Origin of the sequence: Sedimenticola hydrogenitrophicus, assembly GCF_025175675.1 — a bacterium.
In the GTDB taxonomy this organism is placed as follows: domain Bacteria; phylum Pseudomonadota; class Gammaproteobacteria; order Chromatiales; family Chromatiaceae; genus Sedimenticola; species Sedimenticola hydrogenitrophicus.
Window position 1 is genome coordinate 1 of sequence record NZ_JANIOA010000004.1, and the last position, 24,750, is coordinate 24,750.

Here is a 24,750-nt window from a genome sequence, read left to right on the forward strand (position 1 = left end):
CGGTCAGACCCCCTTGCGCCAATATACCTCTTCCCCGCCATTCTGCCTTGCCAGGACGCGGGCAATGACGAACAGCAGGTCCGATAGCCGGTTGAGGTACTTGAGGCCGGTGCGGTTGACCTGTTCATTCTCGTCCCGGGCGAGCTGGGTCAGGCGCCGTTCGGCACGCCGGCAGACCGCCCGGGCGTGGTGGCAACTGGCCGCCAACGGGTTGCCGGCGGGGAGGATGAACTCCTTCAATGGCGGGAGTTCCGTGTTGAGCTGATCCAGCGGCTGTTCGAGGTCGGTGACCGACTGCTCGTTCAGCACGCTGTGACCGGGTATGGCCAGTTCGCCGCCCAGGTCGAACAGGCGATGCTGGATTCCGGTCAGCAGCCGGGCGATCTCCTCTGGCGGGTTTTGGGTGATCAGGACGCCGATCAGGCAGTTCAGCTCGTCGACGGTGCCGATCGCCTCGATGCGGGCGCTGTCCTTCTCCACCCGGCGGCCGTCGCCCAGGCCGGTAGTGCCCTTGTCGCCGGTGCGGGTGTATATCTTGGAGAGTCTGTAGCCCATAACGCGAGTCTGCCGTGGGAAAAGGCCAGATTATAGCAAGAGAGTGGCAGGGCGTCTTTGTGTCGCGGATGCGTTAAATCGGTTGTGTTCGCGGCGTGCGGAAACTAAGCTATTGCCACAGGCTGAATATGGTTTATACTATTGTTCATCCAATAACTCATAATAATGTGATAATGCCATGTTTTTAAAAGAAAACAGCAGTATCAACCGTCTTCCTCTCTATGAAGTCAAAGAGTTAAGCGTGGAAGAGGCGCTCCTGGTACTGGCGGCGGAAAAGGAGACTCTGCTGCAGCGGGTGCATGAGACCGGCCTCGCCCAGTCTCGCCGCCCCCTGTTGTTCAGCGCTTCCAGGCCTGTGCCGGTTGTTGTCTGACGCACAGCCGCGGGAAGCTCTGCCGGGCATGCTCAGGTGAGCAGTTCCTGGGTGATGAAGAGATAGCCGAGAACGCCGAGCAGGACCGCGATACTGGCGTATTGAAGGATGATACAGATGCCGGGAAGGCTGTTACACGCTTTACTGAAACCACACAACTTGCAATTTTTCAATCGGTATACCTCGTCAACTGCCCAGGTGCCGGGCACCGTTTTGTGGCGGCATCCGGCCCGCCGTGGCGAAATATCCTCTCATACATCCTGATCAGGATTTCCCGCATAATATTTTATTTGCCGATAAGTCATACTTATTAGGCTGCGGCACATCTCATCGCTGATATTGCCTCGCCCCACCCCACTGCAAGCCCTTACTCCCCGGGAGGCTATTATCGGCGTCCCGATGGGGTAGAATTGACTGCCAACCGCCGCTGAACAGCCGGGCGGAGTAGAACCGAATTGCAGTGAGGAGCAGACGATGCTGATCGAAGGGCCAATGAATATCACCATTTCCGATCCGGCGGACGGTCAAGGCAAGGTGCTGGTGATCCTGTTTACCCCGGAATTCCAGGCGCTGGCCCTGGAGGAACAGGGGCGACAGTTTCGGGACTATATGCAGCTGCTGTTCCGGCATATCGAGTCGAAGGATGCCCTCGATGAGCGGAACCGGGCCGGCATGGCGATCATCTATCAGTTTGCCGACCAGCTGCTGCCCCATATCGTCAGTGGTGATCTGGCCCTGGAGGAGCGCATCGTGCTGCAGATCCGCCAGGAGTCCCAGGCGGTCGCCCTGACCGACCTGCTGGCCCCGAAACTCAACTGATTGTCATGAATAGCCCGTCACCCCAAATCGGTTTTGTCAGCCTCGGCTGCCCCAAGAATCTGGTCGACTCCGAGCGTATCCTGACCCAGCTTCGGGCCGAGGGCTATGCCATCGCCTACAGCTACGAGGGGGCCGATCTGGTGGTGGTCAACACCTGCGGCTTTATCGACGCGGCGGTGGAGGAATCGTTGGAGACCATCGGCGAGGCGCTGAGCGAGAATGGCCGGGTGATCGTCACCGGCTGTCTCGGGGTCAAGGAGGACGCGGTGCGCGCGGTACACCCGGGTGTGCTGGCGGTGACCGGTCCGCACGCCTACGAGGCGGTGATGGCGGCGGTGCATGCCCACCTGCCGGCGCCCCATGATCCCTACGTCAGTCTGGTTCCGCCCCAGGGGGTCAAGCTGACACCGCGTCACTATGCCTACCTGAAGATCTCCGAGGGGTGCAATCACCGCTGCACCTTCTGCATCATCCCGCAACTGCGCGGGGACCTGGTGAGTCGGCCGCTGGGCGAGGTGATGCGCGAGGCGGAGAATCTGGTCACCGCCGGGGTGCGCGAACTGCTGGTGGTGTCGCAGGATACCAGCGCCTACGGGGTGGATCTCAAATACCGTAGCGATCTGGTCGGCGGCAAGGTGCTGAAGACACGGCTGAAGGAGATGGCGACGGCCCTGGGGGATCTGCCGGCCTGGACGCGGTTGCATTATGTCTACCCTTATCCGAGCGTGGACGACCTGATCCCGCTGATGGCGGAGGGGCTCATCCTGCCCTACCTGGATATGCCGCTGCAGCACGCCGACCGCGCTATCCTCAAGGCCATGCAGCGTCCGGCGGCCAGCGAAAAGGTGCTGGAGCGGATCCGCCGCTGGCGCCAGATATGTCCCGATCTGACCCTGCGCAGCACCTTTATCGTCGGGTTCCCGGGCGAGACCGAGGCATCATTCGATGAACTGCTGGGGTTTCTGCAGGAGGCGCGGCTGGACCGGGTCGGTTGCTTTACCTACTCCCCGGTGGAGGGGGCCACGGCCAACGCCCTGCCGGACCCGGTCCCGGAGTCGCTGAAGCAGGAGCGCCTGGAGCGGTTCATGGCGGTACAGGAGCAGATCAGCCGCGAACGCCTGGCGGAAAAGGTGGGCAGACAGATGATCGTGCTGGTGGACGGCGTGACCGAGGAGGCGGTGATCTCCCGCAGTTCGGCGGATGCCCCGGAGATCGACGGCAATGTGCTGATCGGCGGGGGCTGGGATCTGGAGCCGGGGGATTTCGTCGAGGTGAAAATCACCGGTTCGGACGCCCACGATCTGTACGCCGAGCCGGTGTTGTAGTCGGAATTGAGCCTATCCTGAATAGCCATCAAAGCTGTTGGGGTAGGATGCCGGTGAGCTTGCGAACCGCATCATTCCCTCCTCGGGTCCGTAAACGGTGCTTGGCATCCTCGGCTCCGTAAACGGTACATCCCTGTACCACTCCTCCTGCACCACTCCTTGCGGAACGGCCTGATGCGGTTCGTGTTACTCACCGCATCCTACCAAACCGGGGTTTGATTGTAGGAGCGAGTAGACGGATGGGTGGAGGAGGTACGACGTAACCCATCTTCGGCTACGGGAGCGATGGGTTACGCGCCGGGGAAGTGCCGGAAGATGCCGTATGGGAGGGGGCGCTCCACCCATCCTACAGCTATAACTTCAGCTGGCTACCTGATGGCCGATCAGGCGGGTTTCACGCCCACCGCCTTGAGGATACTGGCCAGCGGGCAGAACCCGGTGAAGGCCGACTGAAACAGGTTCAACCCGACAAAGGCGGTAAACCAGTGCCAGTGGGTGTTGTGGAAGATCGGGCTCCGCTCCCAGCCGAGTGCCAGGCTGAGCAGGATGAAAAAGCCGGCGAAGGCGAGAATCATTCGGTCGATGGTCATGCTATACCTCATACTGTTCGGTCGAAGGGCGATCATTACCCTGAAGATCGCGGTACATTAGCATATACTAATATTATGTCAATTCAAGAATGGAGACGAGGCGCTTGAGCCCATCCGGAGAGCGTCATGCACGGCTGATCGAGCGACTCCGACAGCCGGGGTGCTGGCCCGACGGCATCGGGCCGGACCGGGTGATCGAGACCCACATCTCCAGCGTGCTGCTGGTGGGCGAACACGCCTACAAGATCAAGAAGCCGCTGGATCTCGGTTTTCTCGATTTCTCCACCCTGGCGCGGCGTCGCCATTTCTGTGAGGAGGAGATCCGCCTCAACGGCCGCCTGGCGCCCGATATCTACCTCGACGTGATCCCGATCGGCGGCTCGCCGGACGCCCCCGAACCCTTCGGTAAGGGCCCGGCCATCGAGTATGCCGTGCGTATGCGCCGCTTCGATCCGGAGGGCCTGCTGTCCGAACACCTGGAACTGATCTCGCGAGCGCGGGTGAATGATCTGGCCGAGCGCCTGGCGGACTTCCATGCCGGGATCGCTGTGGTGGACAAGGCGGCTGAATATGGCGAGCCCGAGGCGGTGCTTCTCCCCATGCGGGAAAATTTCAGCCAGATCCGCGGCTTGAACCATGAGCCGGCGGTCCGGGATCTGCTGGCACGTCTCGAGCACTGGACCGAGACGCGGGCACGACAGCTGGGGCCGCTGATGTGCGAGCGCAAGGCCGGCGGTTTTATCCGCGAGTGTCACGGGGATCTGCACCTGGGCAACATTGCCCTGGATGGGGCTAAGGGCTCGCGTAAGAATAATTCCGCAGTACCGAGGGCGTCACTGGGCCACTCCGGCAAGGCACGCTTTGCGGGCAATGGCGGTTCCCTTGCCAAAAAGCGTAACGCCGGCGGCGGGGTCCAGGGGCGACCGAATACCGGAACTTATTCTTGCGCGAGTCCTAGACTGCTGATCTTCGACGGCATCGAGTTCAATCCGGCGCTGCGCTGGATCGACGTGATCAGCGAGCTGGCCTTCCTGCTGATGGATCTGGATGAAAAGGGGTTGGACGGGTACGCCCGACAGCTGCTCAACCGCTACCTCGAGCTAAGCGGGGACTACGCGGCGCTGCCGCTGCTGCGCTTCTACCAGGTCTACCGGGCCATGGTGCGGGCCAAGGTGACGGCGATCCGTCTGGCCCAGGCAGACATCACCAGCGATGAACAGAGGCGGCTGGCGGCCGAGTTCAACAACTACCTGCAACTGGCCCTGCGCTACACCGAGCCCGCGCAACCGGGCCTGGTCATTACCCACGGACACTCCGGCTCCGGCAAGAGCACCCGGACCCTGGCCTGCATCGAACGGTTCCCGGCGGTGCGGGTGCGCTCGGACCTGGAACGCCGCCGGCTGGCGGGGATCGCGGCCGTCGGCTCGAGCGGCTCGTCGCCGGGCGGCGGGATCTACACGGCGAATCTCTCGGCCCGTACCTATGAACGTCTGGGGGCGCTGGCTGGAAAAATCATGGAAGCAGGGCTGGTGGCGATAGTGGACGCCACTTTCCTGCATCGGGCCGACCGGCAGCGTTTCCGCCGGCAGGCCGGGGATCTGGGCGTGCCCTTTGTGATACTCGATTTCCGGCTGCCGGAGGCGACGCTGCGCCAGCGCATCGAGCTACGCCGCAAGCAGGGGGACGATCCGTCGGAGGCGACCCTCGCCGTACTGGAACGGCAACTTGCCACGGCGGAACCCCTGACAGCGGATGAGCTGAAATCCGTGGTGGTGGTGGAGAGTGACCACTTACCCATGGATGAGATCCTGGCACGCCTGAGCCTGCCACGCTAGCACGACAGGCTCCTAGCCCTGCCCTTTTTTACCCACAAATGCCGATGAACACGCGTAGGGTGGATAAGCCCGAAGGGCGCATCCACCATTGCCGCAGGGTATGCATTCCCCCGCGGAGCGTGGGAACGAGGAAATCCGAGGTGGCCGTGGAGAGTGACCACTTACCTATGGATGAGATCCTGGCACGAATGGGCCTGCCACGGTAGCACGACAGGCTCCTAGCCCTGCCCTTTACCCACAAATACCGATGAACACGCGTGTAGGATGGGTGGAGGCGCGGCACCCTTGTTGCCGGCTGTTCGCGGTGGTCGGGCGCGCCGTAACCCATCTTCGGATGCGGAAGCAGGTGCACGATGGGTTGCGCGCCGGAGAGGGAGCCGGCGGAGGGTTCATGGGGGCGCTCCACCCATCCTACGCCCGGATGCAGACCGGCCCACTTATGGGTAAAGGGTAGTCCTAGCCACACGCCGGTGGTGGGACATGCGCTACGCTCCGCCCGGCTTGACTCCGACCCCTGTTCCACCCGAACGGAGTGGCCACACATAGGGCGGGCTTGCTACAGCAGTTCGGTGTCCTCGTGCCGGTAGGGCGGCGCGCAGCAGCAGAGGATCAGCAGCTCCTCTTTCCCGTTATTGCAAATGGCGTGCGGCATGCCAGGCGGGATCAGGATGCTGTCCCCGGCCTGAACCGTGAACTCCTCCGCGCCCAGGCGCATCACCCCGCTGCCCCGGGTGATGTGGTAGATCTCTTCCGCCAGCCGGTGCCGGTGCAGGTGAGTGGTCACTCCGGGCGCAACCCTGGCCTCGGCCAGGCTCTGGTTTTTCACCGGGTGATGGTCCGGGTGCAGCAGCTCGCGAATCCAGGAGCCGTCCCTGGTTTGGTAGCACTCGCTATCCCGTTTGGTCCATTTCAGCATCCCGGTACCCGCCTGGCCGCTTCCCGTATCACCTCGGGGGTGGCGCCGTCCCGGTGGGCGTTCTCACTGATGTGCCGACGCCAGGCCCGAGCCCGTGGCTGGCCCTGGAACAGCCCCAGGATATGCCGACTGATGCGGTTGACCGGTGCCCCCTCGGCATGGACCCACTCGGCGAACGGCATCAGCCGCTCTATGACTTCATGGCGACTGGGGACCGGGTGGTCGTCGCCGTAAAGCCGGCGATCGGCCTCGGCCAGGATCCAGGGGTTCTGGTAGGCCTCGCGTCCGATCATCACCCCATCCACCTGTTGCAGTTGCGCCGCGGCCTGATCCAGGCTGGCGATGCCGCCGTTGATGATGATCTCCAGGTGGGGGAAGTCGTGCTTGATCCGGTGCACCACGTCATAGCGCAGCGGCGGGATCTCCCGGTTCTCCTTCGGGCTGAGACCGTTCAGCCACGCCTTGCGGGCGTGGATGATGAAGGTCTCGCAGCCGGCTTCGGCCACGGTGGCCACGAAGTCGACCAGCAGCTCATAGCTGTCCAGCTCATCGATGCCGATGCGGTGCTTGACCGTGACCGGCAGGGAGGTGGCGGCGCGCATCGCGGCAACCCCGTCGGCAACCACCCCGGGGGTGGCCATCAGGCAGGCACCGAAGCGGCCCGACTGCACCCGGTCCGAGGGGCAGCCGACGTTCAGGTTGACCTCGTCATAGCCCCAATGCTCGGCCAGGCGGGCACAGGCCGCCAGCTCGTTCGGATCGCTGCCGCCCAGTTGCAGTGCCACCGGGTGCTCGGCGGGATCGAAGTCGAGATGGCGCGGCTGGTTGCCGTGCAGCAGGGCAACGGTGGTCACCATTTCGGTATAGAGCAGGGCGTGGCGGGTGATCAGACGCAGGAAGTAGCGACAGTAACGGTCGGTCCAGTCCAGCATCGGGGCAATGCAGAGGCGGCGGTCAATCATTGGCGGTGGTTTATGGGCCGTAAATGGCTGAATTGTATCCCTTTGCAACAGCGATACCAAATCCAGTCAGGCAACGGATTGCCTTTTCCGTCATCGGCTGGACAGGCTCCTGGGAGTGCTTCAAGTTGATGAACTACTTTTGTAGGGTGAGGAGTGGTACAAGGATGTACCGTTTACGGACCTGAGGATGGCATAAGCGACAGCGCATCCACCGCGACAATGGTGAAGAGCGGTATGGGGGTGTACCGTTCACGGACCTGAGGATGGCATGCGCCTACCGGCTTATCCACCCTACGAAACTGAAACAGCTTTCCCCGGCAGTATTAGATTGGGAGACTCCTAGATATCCTGGGCGCCGATCCAGACCGAACCGTCTTCTTCAAATTCCTCGTTTTCGATCAGCTTACGCGCCGCCGCCTGGATGGTCAGTCGGTGTTTGGTGACGGAGCGCATGGGCTCTTCCAATGACGCTCCGAATCGGTCGCGCAACAAATCCAGCGGAATCCGGCACAACACCCGTTTTTTGTTTACATCCGCGGCGACAGTCGCCACTTTTGTGTGTGCATTCCAGCATTCCAGCTTGGGGAACGAGATCACGGTATCTCCTGTTACGGGTGTTTGATGACGGGTCAGTAGCATGTTGACTCCTGATGGCTGATGTCATGCGCTCCGTTGCTTGCCGGCAGCGCATGCGGAAAATTGCCCATACCGGGGCGGGAAGACCGCGCTTGTAAAATCAACGCGCCCGCTCATGGCTCAAAAATGGTTGAGTCTCTTTTTTGGTTTTCTTCGCGGCACGCTTCTCTTGCAGTGTCAAAGTCGGTTTTTTCTTTGCTTCCTTGTTGCTGTGTTGACCCTTGCTCATGGTGATATCTTCCTGGTGGAGTGGCTGTGGTGCCTGATGGATGATGCTGCGTGAGCCGGAGGTGTTATCGGCTTCCTTCATCCAGGGCAGGAGTGCGGGTTCATGGGGCGGTGGAGCGGGTGTGCCGGTGACCTCCTTGCAACTGCGCATCGGTCATGGCGTATGGACGATACGGTATTTATTGATCAGGCAACCGGGATGGATTCGCGATTTATGCGATCAGACTTCTCTGCAGCGGCCGAGGTAAGAAAGTAAATCCTTTACCCGATCCTGCCGGCCGCCGGATCATTATACAAAAAGGGATTGCCCACCTGCTCAATATAGTCCAATTCGCGTCGGATTGTGGGTTTATTTGCCGAAAGGGTAAGGCTGTCGGTGTGCGCGGTACGCCGGATTGAGCATCTGGCCACTCCCCCGGGGCCTCTTTCCACAGCGTGTCGCATGCTCCCCGATAGATGATCTCCAGCGGCCACGGAGCGTCAGTGAACTGCTGCCGGAGGGAAAAAATGTGTTAGGCTCATTCCGGGTATGGATATTCCGCTCCCGGTCAGGTTGTGCCTGGCCGGTACGGTGCGAGCCCGTGACGAGATTCAGCGGGAGGCGTGACGCCAGCGCGGCTGCGGTTGCCAGACCAGGAACGCCATTAGGTGGGTAAAAAACCGAAATGACGGCGATCCGTGTCGAGAGACGGCAAGTTTTCGTCACCAATGTTTTGGTCGAGCCGTCGATCCAGACGGACATAGGCTACAGGTCCAGGTCATGTGGTTTGCCGCTTATAAATCCAAGGGTGTCCCGTTACGCGTCATTTTGATCGTTCCGTTTGTGCTGCTGATGCTGTTCATGGTCGGGCTGACCGGATACCTGGCGTTCCGCGACGGGCGACTCGCCGTACAGGATGTGGCGGCGCAGCTGCGTAACGAGATCAGCAGCAAGATACAACGCCACCTGCAAAGCTACCTCGCCACCCCGGAGTTGATCAATCGGATCAACGCCTCGGTAATCGAGCAGGGACTGCTTGACGTGAATAATCCCGTGGCCATGGAGCGCTACTTCTGGAAGCAGATCCAGGTATTCGACAGCGTCACCAGTATCTACTTCGGCAATACGCGAGGCGGGCTGGCGGATGCCGGGCGCGAGGGCGCCGACGGTGCGCTGTACCTTATTACTACCGATGATTTTGGCAGCGGTCCGTTTCGGAAATATGCCGCGGACAGCCAGGGCCGGCGCGGCGAACTGCTGCTCACGGTGCCGGATTTCGATGCCCGTAGCCGTCCCTGGTTCGCGCGCGCCGCCGCCAGCGGGCAGGTCGCCTGGAGCGATATCTACATCCTGTTCACCGGACAGGACCTGGCGATTGCCGCCAGCCGTCCGGTGTACGACGGCGACGGCGGGTTGCTGGGCGTGGTCTCCAGCGACATCTTCCTCTCCCAGCTGAACGGTTTCCTGCGGGAACTGGCGGTCGGTAAGACTGGAGAGGCATTTATCATCGAGCGCTCCGGATTGCTGGTGGCCAGTTCCAGCGGAGAGCCGCTGTTCTCGGGAGCCGCCCAGGACCGGCCGCGACAGCGGCTGGCCGCCAGTGTCAGCGCCAATCCTCTGGTGCGCGAGGCCGTCCACCAGTTGACCGGCCAGTTCGGTGAGCTGGCTGGCCTGGATCAAGGCCGGCCCTACCGGTTCAGTCTGGACGGGGAACACTACTTCGCCCAGGTCACGCCGCTGCTCGAGGGGAGCGGCCCGGACTGGCTGATCCTGGTGGTGATCCCGGAGGCCGATTTCATGGCCCGGATCAATGCCAATGCCCGCCTGACTCTGCTGCTCATCCTGCTGCTGCTGGGATTCACCGTGGCCAGCGGTATCCTCGGCGCGCGCTGGCTGAGCCGGCCGTTGCTGCGCCTGGGTCAGGCGGCCAATGACCTGATTATTGGGCAGCCCGCAGGACCGGTGGGACGCAGCCGGATCCGTGAGGTCGACGACCTGAGCGGCTCGTTCAGCACCCTGACCCATTGGCTGGAACAGTCGCTGGCGGACCTGAATCGGGAGATCGGCGATCGGCGCCGCGCGGAGGAGCGGCTGCAGAGCATTATCGAAGGGACCCAGGCCGCCACCTGGGAGTGGCGGGTGCCCAGTGGCGAGCTGTCGGTAAACGAGCGCTGGGCCGAGATCATCGGCTACCGCCTGGAGACCTTGCCGCCGGTCACTTTTGCCACCTGGGAGCGTTATGTACACCCCGATGACCTCGTTCGCTCCAACGACCTGTTGCAGCGCCACTTCTCCGGAGAGCTCGATTATTACGAGTGCGAGGTGCGCATGCGCCACCAGGCGGGGCATTGGGTCTGGGTGCTGGATCGCGGCAAACTGATCTCACGCACGGAGGATGGCGCGCCACTGCTGATGGTGGGCATCCACGTGGATATCAGCCAGATCAAGGAGTCCCAGGCCGATCTGGACCATCTGGCGCACCACGATGCGCTTACCGGTCTACCCAACCGCCTGCTGTGGACCGAGCGCCTGGAGCATGCCATCCGCCGGGCCGAACGCCATGATGTGTCCCTGGCGGTGATCTTCATCGATCTGGATAATTTCAAGCATATCAATGACAGCCTCGGGCATCCTATGGGGGACCTGTTGCTGCAAAAAGTCGCCACCGCCCTGCAGGGTATCCTGCGGGCCGAGGATACCATCGCCCGTATCGGCGGCGATGAGTTTGTGCTTCTGTTTGAGGAGATAGCCGGTGCGGAGGCCGCCATCGTTATGGCACGCAAGCTGATGGCGCTGTTCGACCGGCCTTTCGTGCTCGATGGACAGGAGATCAGCGTCACCGCCAGTCTCGGCATCTGTCTCTATCCGGGGGACGGCAAGGATCCCGATGCCCTGCTGCGCAATGCCGATGCCGCCATGTACCGCGCCAAGGAGGCGGGGCGCAACAACTACCACTTTTATACCGAGGAGCTGACGCGCAGGTCGATTGAGCGGGTGCGCATGGAGAACGCCCTGCGTCAGGCGCTTAAGACCGATGAGCTGCACCTGGTGTATCAGCCGCAGGTGGATCTACGCACGGGACGGGTCGTTGGTGTCGAGGCCCTGATCCGCTGGCAGCACGCCGAGATGGGCCTGGTGATGCCGGATCGCTTCATTGCGTTGGCCGAGGAGTCCGGGCTGATCCATCCGATCGGCGAGTGGGTACTGCGCACCGCCTGTCGACAGGGCCGGGCGTGGCTGGACCGGGGAGTGGAGTTTGGCCGCATCGCCATCAATATCTCCGGTCGCCAGATCCAGCAGGGGCTATTGCCACAACAGGTACGGCGACTGCTGGAGGAGACCGGACTGCCCGCGGCCAGTCTGGAACTGGAAGTGACCGAGGGGTTCATCATGCGCCAGGCCGAGGCGGCCATCGATCAGCTGGCTGAGCTCCGCGGGCTGGGAGTGACCCTGGCGATCGACGATTTCGGCACCGGCTACTCCTCACTCAGTTACCTGAAGCAGTTACCGATCCATAAGCTGAAGATCGACCGCTCCTTTGTCCGGGACATCCCGGATGATCCGAATGACATGGCGATCACCGCCGCGGTGATCGCCATGGGCATCAGTCTTGGTCTGACGGTGATCGCCGAAGGGGTGGAGAGCGATGCCCAGGTCGATTTCCTCTGCCAACATGACTGTCATGAGGGTCAGGGCTACCTGTTCAGCCGACCGATCCGGGCGGAGGCGATGGCCGCCTTTCTCTCAGCCCGGTCGGGCGCGGCCGATCCCGATCCAGCGACGGAAAATGATCCATCCTAGCCCGGGCGCGACTCTGCTCACACCAGTCCCGACTTGATCATGCGGCCGAGGTCGCAACCGGCGAAGATATGCAGGTGAAAATGGGCCACCTCCTGGTGGGCGTCGGCGCCGGTGTTGGCCAGGATGCGGTAGCCCCCCGCCTGCAGTCCCAGGATCTCTGTCACCTGTTGAGCGGCGCGGTAGAAACCGGCCATGAACTCGGCCGTTGCATCGCGCGAGAAGTCGTCGAACGAGATGTACTCGCCCTTGGGGATCACCAGCACATGCACCGGTGCCTGGGGGGCGATGTCATGGAAGGCCAGGGCGTATTCGTCTTCGTACACTTTGTTGCAAGGGATCTCGCCGCGCAGAATCCGGGCAAAGATATTGTTGGGATCATAGGACATGGCTGGTCTCCAGGTTCAATGCGGTGGTGCGGAGCGCCTGCTCCGCTATTTGCTGCGCAGTTTAGCCCATCGCTACCCTGGATGCGAAGGCGATTTGGGGCAGGCACAGGGGCCTGCCCCTACGACTGGCCATTCAGTATTCCGGCCGCCTACCAGCCCCGTTTGGTGCGCACGGTATAGGCGCTCTGTTTGTTGCCGGTATAGACCTGGCGCGGCCGCCAGATCTTGCCGTCGGTCTGGCGTTTCTGCTCATACCAGTGGGCGATCCAGCCGGGTAGTCGGCCGATGGCGAAGATCACCGTAAACATATTGGTCGGGATGCCGATGGCCCGCAGGATGATGCCGCTGTAGAAATCCACGTTCGGATAGAGTTTGCGCTCGATGAAATAACTGTCCTTGAGGGCGATCTCCTCCAGCTTGCGGGCGATGCTCAACAGCGGATCCTTCCGGCCCATCCGCTCCAGCAGTTTTTCGCTCACTTCACGCAGGATGGTGGCGCGCGGGTCGAAGTTTCGATAGACCCGGTGGCCAAAGCCCATCAGCCGTACCGGGCTATCCTTGTCCTTGGCCAGCGCCACATACTCCTCCGCCGTCATGTTGCCCTTATGGATCGCCTCCAGCATCTCGATCACCGCCATGTTGGCGCCGCCGTGCAGCGGCCCCCAGAGGGCGCTGACCCCGGCCGCACAGGAGGCGAACAGGTTGGCGCCGCTGGAGCCGACCATGCGCACCGTGGAGGTGCTGCAGTTCTGTTCATGATCGGCGTGTAGGATCAGCACCATGTTCAGGGCCGCCAGCACTTCGTCGTCGATGCTGTACTGCCGATAGGGTTCGGAGAACATCATGTGCAGGAAGTTGGAGACATAGGGCAGCGACGGGTCGGGGTAGTTGTAGGGAAGGCCGAGTGAGCGCCGATAGGCGTAGGCGGCCAGGGTGCGCACCTTGCTGATCAGCCGCGCGGCCACCCGCTCCACCTGGGTGGCGTCTTCCAGCTCCAGGAATTCGGGGTGGAAACAGGAGAGGGTGGAGATCATGGCCGAGAGCACGGCCATCGGGGGTGCCGAGCGGGGAAAGCCGGCAAAGTGGTGCTTCATGTCCTCATCCAGGTTGGCATTGTTGGTGAGGCTGGTGCTGAAGCGTTCGTATTGCGCCTTGCTGGGCAGTTCGCCAAAGATCAGCATCAGTGCGACCTCGACAAAGTTGGGGTGGTGCTCCAGCGCGTCGAGGGAGATACCTCGATAGCGGAGAATGCCCTTTTCGCCGTCGATAAAGGTCACTTCGCTCTGACAACTTCCGGTGTTCCCCAGGCCGGGATCGAAGGTGATCAGGCCGCTCTCCTTGCGCAGGTTGCGGATATCGATGGCGTCATCGCCCTCGGTACCGTAGATCAGCGGCAGCTCATACTCCGCCCCTTTGTAGATCAGTTTTGCAGTGTCAGACATGGGTAGCTCCCGGGGAATAGGGGTAAATCGGGTTGGCGCCGGCAGCGCTGGAACGCGCTGTCGTCATCGGCCTATGTTGAGGCCACAGCGGGTTGTCAGGAAGGGTTTCACAACAAAACTTTTTCACCGGCTCGACAAAAAATTTTTGTTTCTCAAGCATCGGGGATTGGTTTAAATCTCTGCGCCGTGGATGCCGCGGGGCATCATTGACCAGACAGGAGATTGCCGTTGTGAGCAGAAGGGTGCGGAGTGGGTTCGTCGATGAGTTCGATGAGCCGGGGTATAGGTCGTTTCAGCGCAATCGTGACGGCCGGAATCGTGACCGGTTGGCCGAGGAGGCGCGCCCACGCAGCCGCAACCGAAACCGTACCCGACCGGCGCGGCGCGGCCACGACGACGATTGATGATTACCCGGCAGGGGGTTCCCCCTGCCGGCCACCTTGCTCACCCGGGGTTTCCTCGGGACTTTGCCGAAAACCGGCCCCTGACCGCGTTGGCTGGCGCGCGGGATATGTTCCTTGCCACAGCCGTCCCGGTGCACTCTAATAAACAACAGGGGCAGTGTTGAACCGACTCCGGGCGGTGTGGCATTCCGGGATAAAGAAAAACCCTGACTGAAGCCCGTGGGGCGCCCCCTCGCCGCAACAGCCAAGAATCGTAATGACCGGGACACTCTCATGCTGCAATCCATCACCACGGTGCGTTCACTTCTGGTCGGGCAGGGGATCGAGCTGCGCCGCCTCCACCAGGTAAAGATCCTGTCGCGCGATCCCACCACCATCGAGGTGGAGGAGGGCGGCTACGCCGTGCTGTTCCGTTTCGGCGTGGTGGTGCTGTTCAATGTAGCGGCCCTGGCCGAGGCCTCCTTCCTGCAACGGCTGCGCGATTTTGTGATCGAGCCCTACGACAGCCTGACGGTGGAATCCCTGGAAATCGAGGTGGTGCCCGATGCCGCCGAACGGCTGGAGGAGGGGCGGCTGATCCTGCCGGAGGCCGACCTTCCGCTGCTCCAGGTGGTGGCGGATATCCTGGCCAAGAGTCTGGTGCTGGACGACTACGAGAAGCGTGCCGCCGGGGCATTCGATCGTATCGAGCCGCTGGCGGAACGCATGCAGTCCGGCGGCCGCCTGCCCCGCCAGGTGAATGAGCTGCTGCGCCACGTAGGCGAGATCCTGCAGATCCAGCACCGCATGGTGGGGCGTGCCCAGGTCGGGGAGAAGCCCGATATCCTGTGGGACCATCCGGAGCTGGAGCGGATCTGGAAACGCCTGGAGAACGAGTACGAGATCGGCGAACGGCAGATCGCCCTGGAGCGCAAGCTGGACCTGATCAGCAACACCGCCGAGACCCTGCTCGGGCTGTTGCAGGACCGCCGCACCCTGCGGGTGGAGTGGTATATCGTCATCCTGATCGTGGTGGAGATCGTCCTCACCCTGTATGAGCTGTTCTTCAGGCATGCCGAATGAACCAGGCAACCCCAATCGGCGGTGTGCGGATACGCAAGGCGCTGCCCGAAGACCTGGCCGCGCTGGTGGCGCTGGAGCAGCAAAGTTTCGACAGCGACCGCATCTCGCAACGCCAGTTCCGTTACCTCCTGACCAAGGGCAACGCCTCGATCCTGGTGGCCGAGACGAACGGCCGGTTGCAGGGCGACGTGGTGCTACTGTACTCGCGCGCCACCTCGGTGGCCCGGCTCTACTCGATCGCGGTGATCGCCGAGGCGCGCGGCAAGGGACTCGGGCGCAGCCTGATGAAGGCGGCGGAGAACGCCGCCTGGGAACATCACCGGGCCTATCTGCGGCTGGAGGTGCGCAAGGATAACCGGGACGCGGTACGCCTCTACGAGTCGCTGGGTTATCGCCGCCTGGGCGAGTTCTCCGACTACTACCAGGACCACATGGATGCCTGGCGCCTGGAGAAATCGCTGGCCCCGGACCTGCATCCGGATCTGACCCAGGTCCCCTTCTATGAACAGAGCCTGGAATTCACCTGCGGCGCCGCTTCATTGATGATGGCGATGAAGGCATTGACCCCGCCGCTGGAATTTTCCCGCACCCTGGAGCTGCGTCTGTGGCGCGAGGCGACCACCATCTTTATGACCTCGGGGCATGGCGGCTGCGGCCCCTATGGCCTGGCGCTGGCCGCGGTCAAGCGTGGTTACGGGATCGATGTCTACGTCAGTGACGAGGGTACCCATCTGGGCGACTCGGTACGCAGCGAACACAAGCGCGAGGTGATGCGCCTGGTGCAGGAGGATATGTACCAGCAGCTGCAGTCACTGGGGGTGCCGATCAACTGTACCGGGGTCACCGTGGAGACCATCGAGGAGTGTCTGGGGCGTGGCGGTATACCCCTTGTGCTGATCAGCTCCTGGCAGATCTACAAGGCGCGGGTGCCGCACTGGGTGGTGGTGACCGGCTCGGATGAAAACTTCATCTACGTGAACGACCCGTTTGTCGATCGCGAAGAGGGGGAGACCCTGATCGACTCCATACACATGCCCATCCTCAAGGACAAATTTGCCAGCATGGCCCGCTATGGGCGGGTCGGCCTGCAGGCGATGGTGGTGCTCTATCATGACTGACTTGACTTCGGAGCGGTAACGACACATGGCTGAACATCTCATACTGGTGGAAAGGCGCAGCCACTGGAAGGAGCCGATCGACGGCTGCCCGGTGGTGACCGCCGCGGAGTACCTGACCGACCCGCTGTGGCAGCAGAAGAAGGGGTTGCGCATTGTCAACCTGTGCCGTTCCCAGCGCTATCTCGGCGAGGGCTACTACTGTTCGCTGCTGGCCGAGGCGCGTAGTCACAAGGTGATCCCCTCGGTGCGCACCCTGCGCGACCTGAGCCGCAAGTCGCTTTACTCGCTGGAGACGGAGGACCTGGACAAGCAGGTACAGCGCATCCTGGGACGCCGTCACAAGGGGGTGGAGACCACCTCCTTCAGTGTCACCATGATGTTCGGCAACTCACCGTTACGCGACTTCCAGGCCCTGGGGCGCGAGCTGTTCGAGCTGTTCCGTGCGCCGCTGATGCGGGTGGCGTTCGAAAAGAAGGGGGAGTGGCACATTACCGGTATCCGCGCGCTGGGCATCCAGGATCTCAGTGATGAGCAGGATGAGGCGTTCGGCGAGGCGCTTACGGGTTACCTCAGCAAGCGCTGGCAGGCGCCGCGCCAGCGACGCCAGGGGCGCTACGACCTGGCCATCCTGCACAATCCCCAGGAGGCGATGCCGCCATCCGACCCAAAGGCGCTGAAGAAGTTTGTCCGCGCGGCAAAAAAGTATGGCCTGGACGCGGAGCTGATCTCGCCCCGGGATTTCAGTCGTCTCAGTGAATTCGACGCCCTGTTCATCCGTGAAACCACGGCCATCGACCACCACACCTACCGCTTCGCCCGCAAGGCCGCCTCCGAGGGGTTGGTGGTGATCGACGATCCCGATTCCATCCTGCGCTGCACCAACAAGATCTACCTGGCGGAGTTGCTGAAATCCCATCGGGTCTCCACTCCGGAGACGGTGGTGGTGCGCACCGACGGACTGGATGAACTGGAGCAGCGGCTGGACTATCCAATCGTGCTCAAGGTGCCGGACGGCTCGTTCTCCCTGGGGGTGTACAAGGTGGAGAACCGGCAGCAGCTGGAGCAGGTGGCGCGGCGCCTGTTCAAGGACTCGGACCTGCTGCTGGGCCAGGCCTACACCTACACCCCGTTCGACTGGCGGGTCGGCATCCTCAACCGCAAGCCGCTCTACGTCTGCCAGTACTTCATGTCCAAGGATCATTGGCAGATCTATGACCATGCGAGCCAGGAGAAAGAGGGGGATTTCCGCACCTTCGCGGTGAGCGAGGCGCCGAAAAAGGTGGTGGCGACGGCGCTCAAGGCGGCCAACCTGATCGGCAACGGCCTCTATGGCGTGGATCTGAAGGAGACCAGCGAGGGGGTGGTGGTGATCGAGGTGAATGACAACCCGAGCATCGAGGCCGGGGTCGAGGACCAGGTGCTGGGTGATACCCTGTATGACGAGATCATGGCGGAGTTCCTGGCGCGTATCGAAGTGGGCAAGAGTCCGGCTACCGGTGGCCGTGGCTGATCCGTGCCGGGTATCCGCCCTGTTCTGCCCGATTACCCACTCAACTTCGTTTCGTAGGGTGGGTTAGCGGCGCACCGGCACGACACTCTCATGCTGCGACAACGCCCGGGCGCCGCGTAACCCACCGACTCCGCAACCGCCAGACGGTGGGTTACGGCGCGCACAGTGCAATGCAACCGACCCCCCCGTGCAAGACACCTCCTAACCCACCCGCTCATAGCCCTGTCAATGCCCCCGGTCCACCGGGCTCCTCTTTCTTAAGAAAAGCTTAAGAAATTAAGCTTACCCTCAGTGAGTTAATCGGTTACAGAACCTGTGGTTCCCGGTGGTGGATGTTGCCTTTCCAGGGTTGGGATAACCACCCGCTGACCCGGTAGCTGAACTGTCGATGCCGGTAGTACTTCACTATGTAGAGTAGGGGGGTAAATGATGAAAGCAACAATAGTTGCCAACGCTAACAGGGCCCGCGGTTCGATTTTGGCGGGGCTCATGTTCATGCCACTTTATCGATTGTGGGGCGGGGAAAGCGGTTGCTAGTTTTTGAGATCGGCACCCATACCAACTTTGCTGAAAGGAAGTTATATCTCTCTGTCTTCTGAATTAAGAATAAAAACTCACCTAAATAAGGAATTCGCCATGAACAAACATAGGATTTTTTCAACCTCCGTAGTGAAATTTTGTCTCTCTGTCGTCGCTGCCGGGGGACTCCTGGTCGGGGCCATGGCCACTGCCCTGGCAGACGAGGCGTCCATTGCCCGTGGTGGTCGTCTTTATGACAAGTGGTGGAATGAAAATGGGGCCGAGAAACCGGCCGACACTCATCCGGCCTATCCCGGAAAAAATTACAAGGGTAATGCCACCTGGCGCTGCAAGGAGTGCCACGGCTGGGACATGCAGGGCAAGGACGGTGCCTATAGCAAGGGGAAGCACGCGACCGGTATCAAGGGAGTGAAAGGCTCTGTCGGGAAGGATACGGCAGCAATCGCTGCCATTATTCGTGATGATACCCATCGTTATACCCCCGCCATGCTGACCGATGCCGATGTCGCTGATCTTGCGAACTTTGTTGCCAATGGGCAGATCGACATGACTCAGTATATTGCATATCCCTCGTTCAAATCCAAGGGTGACGCAGCCAAGGGCAAGGTCTACTTCGAGACCATCTGCGCCGGCTGTCACGGTACTGATGGCAAGAAGGTTGCCGACGCCGACCCTATCGGCACCGTAGCCAGCAATGGCCCGGAGATGATGATGAAGGTGCTCAATGGACAGCCCAAGGAGCCGATGCCTGCGTTGCGCGCCCTCGACCGCCAGATTGTGACCGATATCGTCGCTCACCTGCAGACGCTACCCCGCTGATCATCCCGGGATCGACGCCCGCCGCGCGGATTTATGCCGTGCGGCGGGGTCCGGTCCTGTTCTGCCTTGACCAAGGAGAACTTGAATGACATTGAATGAAGGCGGGCGATCCGGCCTGGGGCGCATATGGCGTGCGCTCTGGAAGCCCTCGAAGCGCTTCTCCATCGCAGGGCTGGCTATTTTCTGGACTGTGTTTGGCATCCTCTTGTGGGGTGGTGTCAACTGGGGTATGGAAAAAACCAATACCCTGGAGTTCTGCATCTCTTGCCATGAAATGGAGCAGACCGTCTATCAGGAATATATCCAATCAGCACATTATAAAAATCCCTCCGGTGTGCGCGCCATCTGCTCGGATTGTCATGTTCCAAAATCGTGGGGCGCCAAGGTGTGGCGCAAGATAAAGGCGAGCGGTGAGATCTACCATAAGCTCGTGGGTACCATTGATACACCGGAAAAATTCGAGGAGCGTCGCGCCGAACTCGCCGAGCGGGTGTGGACGGGTATGCGCGAAACCGGTTCTCGTGAGTGTCGCAACTGCCATGACTTCGACACCATGCAGATAACGGATCAGCGGCCACGGGCCCAGCAACGCCATCCCGAGGCTATTCAGGAAGGCAAAACCTGTATTGACTGCCATCGTGGGCTTACCCATCAACTACCGCCGCGTGATGATTGATCAAGCACCGTTATCGGAATCAAGGAGATTGGTATGAACAGGTGGTTCATGGTCCTGATGGCGAGCATCACCGGAATCCTGTTTTTTGGGGTGACGACTACCGCTACCGCCCAGGCCGACGCTAATGCGGTAGTCCGGGGTGGCAGACTTTATGATAACTGGTATCGAGAGCTGCATCTGCAGCCGCCCCGGAGTGCACATCCGCTGCTGGCGAAACGCTCTGATGCCGCCAGTGCTATTGCTGAACCCTGGCGCTGCACCTCCTGCCATGGCTGGGACTACCGCGGTGTCAACGGGATGCCCGGAATCGAACGCTACCAAGGTGCCGATCCCGAGGCCGTTGTCACTATACTGACCTCGGCCGGACATGCTTATGGGGATATTTTACGTCCCGAGGAGTTGCGCGCCCTTGGCCACTTCGTCAGTGCCGGTCAGGTGGATATGGCTGCACTGATTCAATCCGGGACGGTCGGTACAGCACCAGGTGTGGCCTCCCATGAGGATCGCTTCGCCACCATCTGCTCGGGTTGTCATGGGCATGACGGCAAGCGGGTACGTGAGGTGCCGCCACTGGGGGAGGTGGCGAGGGATCGGCCACGCGAGGCGTTGCACATGATCCTCAATGGCCATCCCGGGGGCAATATGCCGCCACTGCGGGTGCTGGGTACCAGCAATGCTGCCGGTATGCTGGCCTATCTTCGGCAACTCCCCGCCCAGAATCTGGCCGCATCCATTGTTCGGGGCGGCCGCCTCTACGACAACTGGCAGCAGGAGTTGCAGGCGCTACCGCCCCCCGTCCCACACCCTGCCTACCCCGCCGATGCCGGCTATGCCGAGGATGCCCCCAGAACCTGGCGCTGCAAGGAGTGCCATGGCTGGGATTACCGTGGACGGGACGGCAGTTATGGCAGTGGTCCGCATGCCACCGGGATAACGGGCATACAAGGGTATGCGGGTTCCAAGCCGGAAGTGATTATCGAACTGCTGCGAAACCCGACTCATCGTTACGGGGCAGTACTGAAGTACGGAGATCTTGTTGACCTGGCCCGTTTCATCAGCATGGGGCAGCTGGATATGGATACGGTGATTGAACGCGAAACCCGGCGCGTCCGTGGTGATGCGGCGCGTGCCACTGATTACTTTGGTACTATCTGTGCCACTTGTCATGGTCGCGATGGACGTGGAATCATGAATACTATCCCATTGGGGCGTCTTGCAAAGACGAGTCCGTGGGAGGCTTTGCACAAGATCCGCAATGGGCACCCTAATGAACCGATGCCGGCATTGCAGGTACTTGATGATCAGCTTCTAGTGGATATACTCGCCTATCTGCAGACGCTGCCGGAGGGCCGTTGATACCACCCAGCCCCTTCCACCTTTTTAGATGGATGATAAAAGGCGGGATAAAACCGTTGTAAAAGGTGGCGCCCATTAGCCGACTCCGGCCAATAGCACGATAAACAATCTGGCATCTTGTGCCCTAAGTTAATTCTTGCGCATACGGTTGCTTAATACGCACCCCGATTTTCTACCGTCGATGTCGCCATAAACTGAGGCGCATCAGTCACCCATCAGGTTCAAGGCGGTCCCGGATGGGCTTTCACAAACAGTCACGTCGGGCCCGGGAGAAACTGGAACAGGGGCTAAGGGACGGCAAAACCTGTATCGATTGTCACAAGGGTATCGCCCATAAAAAACCACGCGAGGACGATTGGTACGCCCCCGAAGTTGGGGGCGACAGCCACTGCAGGTGCCTGCGATGCGGCTCGTATCACTCACCGCTACTTGCTTATTCATCGGATTACGCTGCGCTAACTCGACAATTGAGTTTGAAGCCTTGATGGAGCCTTTGCCGCGGGAACCGAGCAGGTATGCAGCTCCATACGGGCTGAATCCAGGGCGGTGTAGTGCTGGGCCGACTCCCGGATTCCGCCGCCGTGCGCGCATGCGGTTTATCTCGTTATGGAATCTCTCCATTTCGGGTTGGAGAGCGCCTGGCAGGGGAACCTGAAACCAAGCTCAAAACGGCGGCGGGATTTCGATCGCTGAGAGTTCATGGCAGAGTGGGTTGGCTTGGCCCGCCGTGCGTGCTCGCTCTGCCTACGCTAGTCTGTTTCCATGTCAGCAATCGCCACTGGATTTGTAAACCGTTATGAGAGGTATTGGAATTGGAGTGCCGATGTTCGCCTTGTCATTGCTGTTGATTACGCTACATCTATCAATTGGTGTTGGCCTGCTGTTCTCGGATGACGTGCGGACCATTATTCTGATGCTGTTCCGTCGATTAACCTACTGCTGCCGCGTTTGCTGAGTTAGGCCGACCCGCCTGTTGATTATCTATCGACCCCGCTCGGGATGACCCCGTCGAGGCTGATCCGATCGGCTCCGCCTGAATCGTTGCGCTTCGCCATGGCCCGGTTGATTTCGATCCCGGCATTTACCAGGCGCGCTGCTTTTTCCGGGGGGGGGGGCGACGCACAGGCGTTTAGGCGGTCAGTCGAAAGTAGAGCATAGGAAGTTTTTCCGGCAACCGTTCAAGCCGGTCGATCTGCACCACATTGCGCCGGCCGAAGATCCGGGTCAGGTAACTGTCGCCCCCGGAATCCAGCCCTACGCAGAACACATCGATCCCCTCCATCGCCAGCAGATGGACGACATGTCGGGCATCCTCCACCAGATATTGGCTATCCGTAACGTCGATATCGGAAGGCTCCCCATCCGTCACCACCAGCAGTAACCGCCGGTGGGTCTGTTGCCGTTTCAGCGCTTCCGCGGCGTGGCGCATGGCGGCACCGAGCCGGGTTGAATAGCCGCTCTGCAGGCCAGCCAGATTGGCCATCGCCTTGCTATTGTAGGGTTTGTCAAAATCCTTGAGTCGATAGTAGCGGACCTGTTCCCGGCGATTGGAACAGAACGCCGCGATGGCGAAAGGGTCGTCCAGACCGGCCATGGCATGTGCCAGTAACGCCGTCGCCTGCCGCTCAAGATCCAAAATCCGGGCATTGGAACCGACGACCCTATCGCTGGTTGACTCGGATATGTCGAGCAGAACCTGAACCGAGAGATCCCGTCCGCGACGCTCGGTACGTCCAAACACCCGGGTATCGGGGGGCTCTCCCACGCGCCGGCTGATCATGGCCTCGATACTGGCGTTGAGATCAAGAAATTCGCCCTCCGGCTGGCGATAGAATTTTTGGGGTCGACTCACCCTGGCTGACCTGATCAGTGTCTGGAGGCGACTGACCATATCGGCCTGCGTCTCGAGGATCTGCTCAATCATAGATGCCTTGCCTGGCGGAGGGGCATACTCGACGAGGGTGGTCCATTCAGGCCGGGAGCGCCCGGTGAGGTAATCGTACTCCGGGTAACGGGCGACCGGTATACCCCCCTCATCCTCGACACTGAAGCTCACCCTGTTGGCATCTGCCTCTTCGGTTTCAAGCTGCTCCTCCCGCTCCCGATCGGGCGATGCAGCGTCGTCCTCCTCCTGCTTCTCGATATCGACAGCATCAAACAGAAGCTCTGTCTCCAGCGTCTCCGCCTGTTCCTGATCGCCAAAGTCCCACAATCCGAGGTTGTCATCGCGATAGGCGGGCTCGCTAACATAGGTACGGGCATTGAACTGAATACGCATCTGCCCCAGATCGTTACCGATCAGTCCGCCGATCTCGCGACTGATCAGCGGGTTCTCCCACTCCTGCTGGCGCCGGTAGAACATCGCCTTGGCCTTGCAGACCCAGGGGTTGTCATCCTTGAACGCCGGATCGATCAATGCCCGCGATAGCCTGGCCATCAAACTGGGAGCGGTAACCGCGCCCGCCGCCCGCGCAGTGTGAAACGGCGTCCACAGGCGATGAAGACCGGGCATGTCGCGCATCGCCAACTGCTCCACCCGGGCATCCTCGATCAACGAGATCAGGGCAACCTGCAGGGGTTTCAGTTCTGCCACAGGAAATCGATTTCCCGAATACTGCAGATGCGCACCGATATGCGCCACCACTGCCTGAAACAAGGCCTCAGCCTGGGCGCCGATGAAGCCGGGAAAGGTGGAGGGTATGAAGGCAATGCCAGGTCCGAACCCGGCCCTGCGTCGGCCTTGCCCGGTGGTGATCGAGTTGCTCTCACGCAACGGTACTGGTTGACCCCAGAGGGCGACCATATAGGCCTTCAGTTGATCACTGATGTCGGAGAAAACCAGTGAGCCCGATTCATGGTCGAGCCAGCGCGCCGCCTCCGGATCATCGAACGAAAAAAAGGCGCGCCGCCTCTGTGCATCGGAACCTGACGACCTGACACCGGCCAGCAGCCAGGCCTCCAGACGCGAAACATCCAGCCTCGAAAGCAGCTGGTCCATCCTCTCCAGAACCATCGAAGTCGACTCTGGTGCAAGATAGGCCAACCGCTCCATTAATTGCAGCCAGGCAGCGTACTCGCCTCGATCCCGATTTAACCGGACAGCGGCCCGGGCGGCAACCGCCGGCAATATTTCGGCGGCCCTGCAACTGGCCTTGATGGCGATCAGCGAGACCCTGTCGGCAAGTCCGATCGCCAGCTGGGGGCCGACCAGCTCCGCAATTTTTGGGGCATTGTATCGGTAGGCGTCATACACCGCTGCACCATAGCCGGCCTCCGCGATCCGCTTGCATGCCGCCTGCCACGGGCCTGCCCAGGATTCCGGAAAGACACCCTGCCCGCTATCCGCCAACATGCGCGCGTCATCGCTGCCCCTACCCAGCTTCATGAACACCTCGATCCTCCAGCGCAATACGCCAG

Annotated in this window: 23 protein-coding genes; 13 read left to right on the forward strand and 10 right to left on the reverse strand. The window is 61.1% G+C overall.

The window, feature by feature from the left end:
• Positions 1-3: 3 nt before the first annotated feature.
• Complete coding sequence (locus NPX02_RS03505) at positions 4-555, reverse strand: cob(I)yrinic acid a,c-diamide adenosyltransferase (RefSeq protein ID WP_260291830.1); 552 nt, start codon at positions 553-555, stop codon at positions 4-6.
• Positions 556-733: 178 nt separating this feature from the next.
• Here NPX02_RS03505 and NPX02_RS03510 point away from each other — a divergent pair, with 178 nt between their 5' ends.
• Positions 734-928, forward strand: coding sequence for a hypothetical protein (locus NPX02_RS03510; protein ID WP_260291831.1), 195 nt, complete (start codon positions 734-736; stop codon positions 926-928).
• Positions 929-960: 32 nt separating this feature from the next.
• Here NPX02_RS03510 and NPX02_RS03515 read toward each other — a convergent pair whose 3' ends face one another.
• On the reverse strand, positions 961-1,101 hold the full coding sequence (locus NPX02_RS03515) for a hypothetical protein (RefSeq protein ID WP_260291832.1): 141 nt from the start codon (positions 1,099-1,101) through the stop codon (positions 961-963).
• Between the two features lie 301 nt (positions 1,102-1,402).
• On the opposite strand from NPX02_RS03515, the gene NPX02_RS03520 reads away from it, so the two are divergent.
• Entirely contained in the window at positions 1,403-1,747 is a 345-nt protein-coding gene (locus NPX02_RS03520) for a transcriptional regulator (protein ID WP_260291833.1), read from the forward strand.
• 5 nt (positions 1,748-1,752) lie between these two features.
• Entirely contained in the window at positions 1,753-3,072 is a 1,320-nt protein-coding gene (gene rimO / locus NPX02_RS03525; RefSeq protein WP_260291834.1) for a 30S ribosomal protein S12 methylthiotransferase RimO, read from the forward strand.
• 383 nt (positions 3,073-3,455) lie between these two features.
• Here the strand turns inward: rimO and NPX02_RS03530 are convergent, their stop codons facing one another.
• A complete protein-coding gene (locus tag NPX02_RS03530; protein ID WP_260291835.1) occupies positions 3,456-3,662 on the reverse strand; it encodes a YgaP family membrane protein in 207 nt (68 codons plus the stop codon).
• Between the two features lie 104 nt (positions 3,663-3,766).
• Between NPX02_RS03530 and NPX02_RS03535 the strand changes: the two genes are divergently transcribed.
• On the forward strand, positions 3,767-5,497 hold the full coding sequence (locus tag NPX02_RS03535) for a bifunctional aminoglycoside phosphotransferase/ATP-binding protein (protein WP_260291837.1): 1,731 nt from the start codon (positions 3,767-3,769) through the stop codon (positions 5,495-5,497).
• A gap of 556 nt (positions 5,498-6,053) precedes the next feature.
• Here NPX02_RS03535 and NPX02_RS03540 read toward each other — a convergent pair.
• The 4 genes from NPX02_RS03540 to NPX02_RS03555 all read right to left on the reverse strand — a co-directional run bounded on the left by NPX02_RS03540 (position 6,054) and on the right by NPX02_RS03555 (position 8,321).
• Positions 6,054-6,413 carry a cupin domain-containing protein gene (locus NPX02_RS03540; RefSeq protein ID WP_260291838.1) on the reverse strand — a complete coding sequence of 120 codons (360 nt, stop codon included), beginning with the start codon at positions 6,411-6,413 and terminating at the stop codon, positions 6,054-6,056.
• Positions 6,407-7,375, reverse strand: coding sequence for a tRNA dihydrouridine(20/20a) synthase DusA (gene dusA / locus NPX02_RS03545; protein WP_260291839.1), 969 nt, complete (start codon positions 7,373-7,375; stop codon positions 6,407-6,409). The genes NPX02_RS03540 and dusA overlap by 7 nt, the downstream gene beginning before the upstream one ends.
• 339 nt (positions 7,376-7,714) lie before the next feature.
• Positions 7,715-8,014: a DUF1488 family protein gene (locus tag NPX02_RS03550; RefSeq protein ID WP_260291840.1), complete on the reverse strand. Its 300-nt coding sequence runs from the start codon at positions 8,012-8,014 to the stop codon at positions 7,715-7,717.
• 97 nt (positions 8,015-8,111) lie between these two features.
• On the reverse strand, positions 8,112-8,321 hold the full coding sequence (locus NPX02_RS03555; protein ID WP_260292026.1) for a hypothetical protein: 210 nt from the start codon (positions 8,319-8,321) through the stop codon (positions 8,112-8,114).
• A 678-nt stretch (positions 8,322-8,999) separates the two neighbouring features.
• Between NPX02_RS03555 and NPX02_RS03560 the strand changes: the two genes are divergently transcribed.
• Positions 9,000-12,020 carry a bifunctional diguanylate cyclase/phosphodiesterase gene (locus NPX02_RS03560; protein ID WP_260291841.1) on the forward strand — a complete coding sequence of 1,007 codons (3,021 nt, stop codon included), beginning with the start codon at positions 9,000-9,002 and terminating at the stop codon, positions 12,018-12,020.
• 17 nt (positions 12,021-12,037) lie between these two features.
• Here the strand turns inward: NPX02_RS03560 and NPX02_RS03565 are convergent, their stop codons facing one another.
• Positions 12,038-12,406 (reverse strand): histidine triad nucleotide-binding protein, encoded by a 369-nt coding sequence (locus NPX02_RS03565; RefSeq protein WP_260291844.1) that lies wholly within the window; start codon positions 12,404-12,406, stop codon positions 12,038-12,040.
• A 149-nt stretch (positions 12,407-12,555) separates the two neighbouring features.
• Positions 12,556-13,848: a citrate synthase gene (locus NPX02_RS03570; protein WP_260291847.1), complete on the reverse strand. Its 1,293-nt coding sequence runs from the start codon at positions 13,846-13,848 to the stop codon at positions 12,556-12,558.
• Positions 13,849-14,078: 230 nt separating this feature from the next.
• On the opposite strand from NPX02_RS03570, the gene NPX02_RS03575 reads away from it, so the two are divergent.
• From NPX02_RS03575 to NPX02_RS21555, 8 genes are all read left to right on the forward strand, one after another.
• Positions 14,079-14,252 carry a hypothetical protein gene (locus NPX02_RS03575; RefSeq protein ID WP_260291849.1) on the forward strand — a complete coding sequence of 58 codons (174 nt, stop codon included), beginning with the start codon at positions 14,079-14,081 and terminating at the stop codon, positions 14,250-14,252.
• 273 nt (positions 14,253-14,525) lie between these two features.
• Positions 14,526-15,314, forward strand: coding sequence for an RMD1 family protein (locus NPX02_RS03580; protein ID WP_260291850.1), 789 nt, complete (start codon positions 14,526-14,528; stop codon positions 15,312-15,314).
• The gene (locus NPX02_RS03585; protein ID WP_260291851.1) at positions 15,311-16,432 is read left to right on the forward strand and encodes a GNAT family N-acetyltransferase/peptidase C39 family protein; all 1,122 of its coding nucleotides are present in this window, start codon (positions 15,311-15,313) and stop codon (positions 16,430-16,432) included. The genes NPX02_RS03580 and NPX02_RS03585 overlap by 4 nt, the downstream gene beginning before the upstream one ends.
• A 25-nt stretch (positions 16,433-16,457) precedes the next feature.
• Positions 16,458-17,942 (forward strand): RimK family protein, encoded by a 1,485-nt coding sequence (locus NPX02_RS03590; RefSeq protein ID WP_260291852.1) that lies wholly within the window; start codon positions 16,458-16,460, stop codon positions 17,940-17,942.
• 636 nt (positions 17,943-18,578) lie between these two features.
• Positions 18,579-19,301, forward strand: a complete 723-nt coding sequence (locus tag NPX02_RS03595; protein ID WP_260291853.1) for a cytochrome c — start codon at positions 18,579-18,581, stop codon at positions 19,299-19,301.
• 85 nt (positions 19,302-19,386) lie between these two features.
• A complete protein-coding gene (locus NPX02_RS03600; RefSeq protein ID WP_335342507.1) occupies positions 19,387-19,977 on the forward strand; it encodes a NapC/NirT family cytochrome c in 591 nt (196 codons plus the stop codon).
• Between the two features lie 33 nt (positions 19,978-20,010).
• Positions 20,011-21,333, forward strand: coding sequence for a c-type cytochrome (locus NPX02_RS03605; protein WP_260291854.1), 1,323 nt, complete (start codon positions 20,011-20,013; stop codon positions 21,331-21,333).
• 236 nt (positions 21,334-21,569) lie between these two features.
• On the forward strand, positions 21,570-21,818 hold the full coding sequence (locus NPX02_RS21555; RefSeq protein ID WP_260291855.1) for a NapC/NirT family cytochrome c: 249 nt from the start codon (positions 21,570-21,572) through the stop codon (positions 21,816-21,818).
• Between the two features lie 644 nt (positions 21,819-22,462).
• Here NPX02_RS21555 and NPX02_RS03615 read toward each other — a convergent pair.
• On the reverse strand, positions 22,463-24,718 hold the full coding sequence (locus NPX02_RS03615) for a nitric oxide reductase activation protein NorD (protein ID WP_260291856.1): 2,256 nt from the start codon (positions 24,716-24,718) through the stop codon (positions 22,463-22,465).
• Positions 24,719-24,750 lie beyond the last annotated feature (32 nt).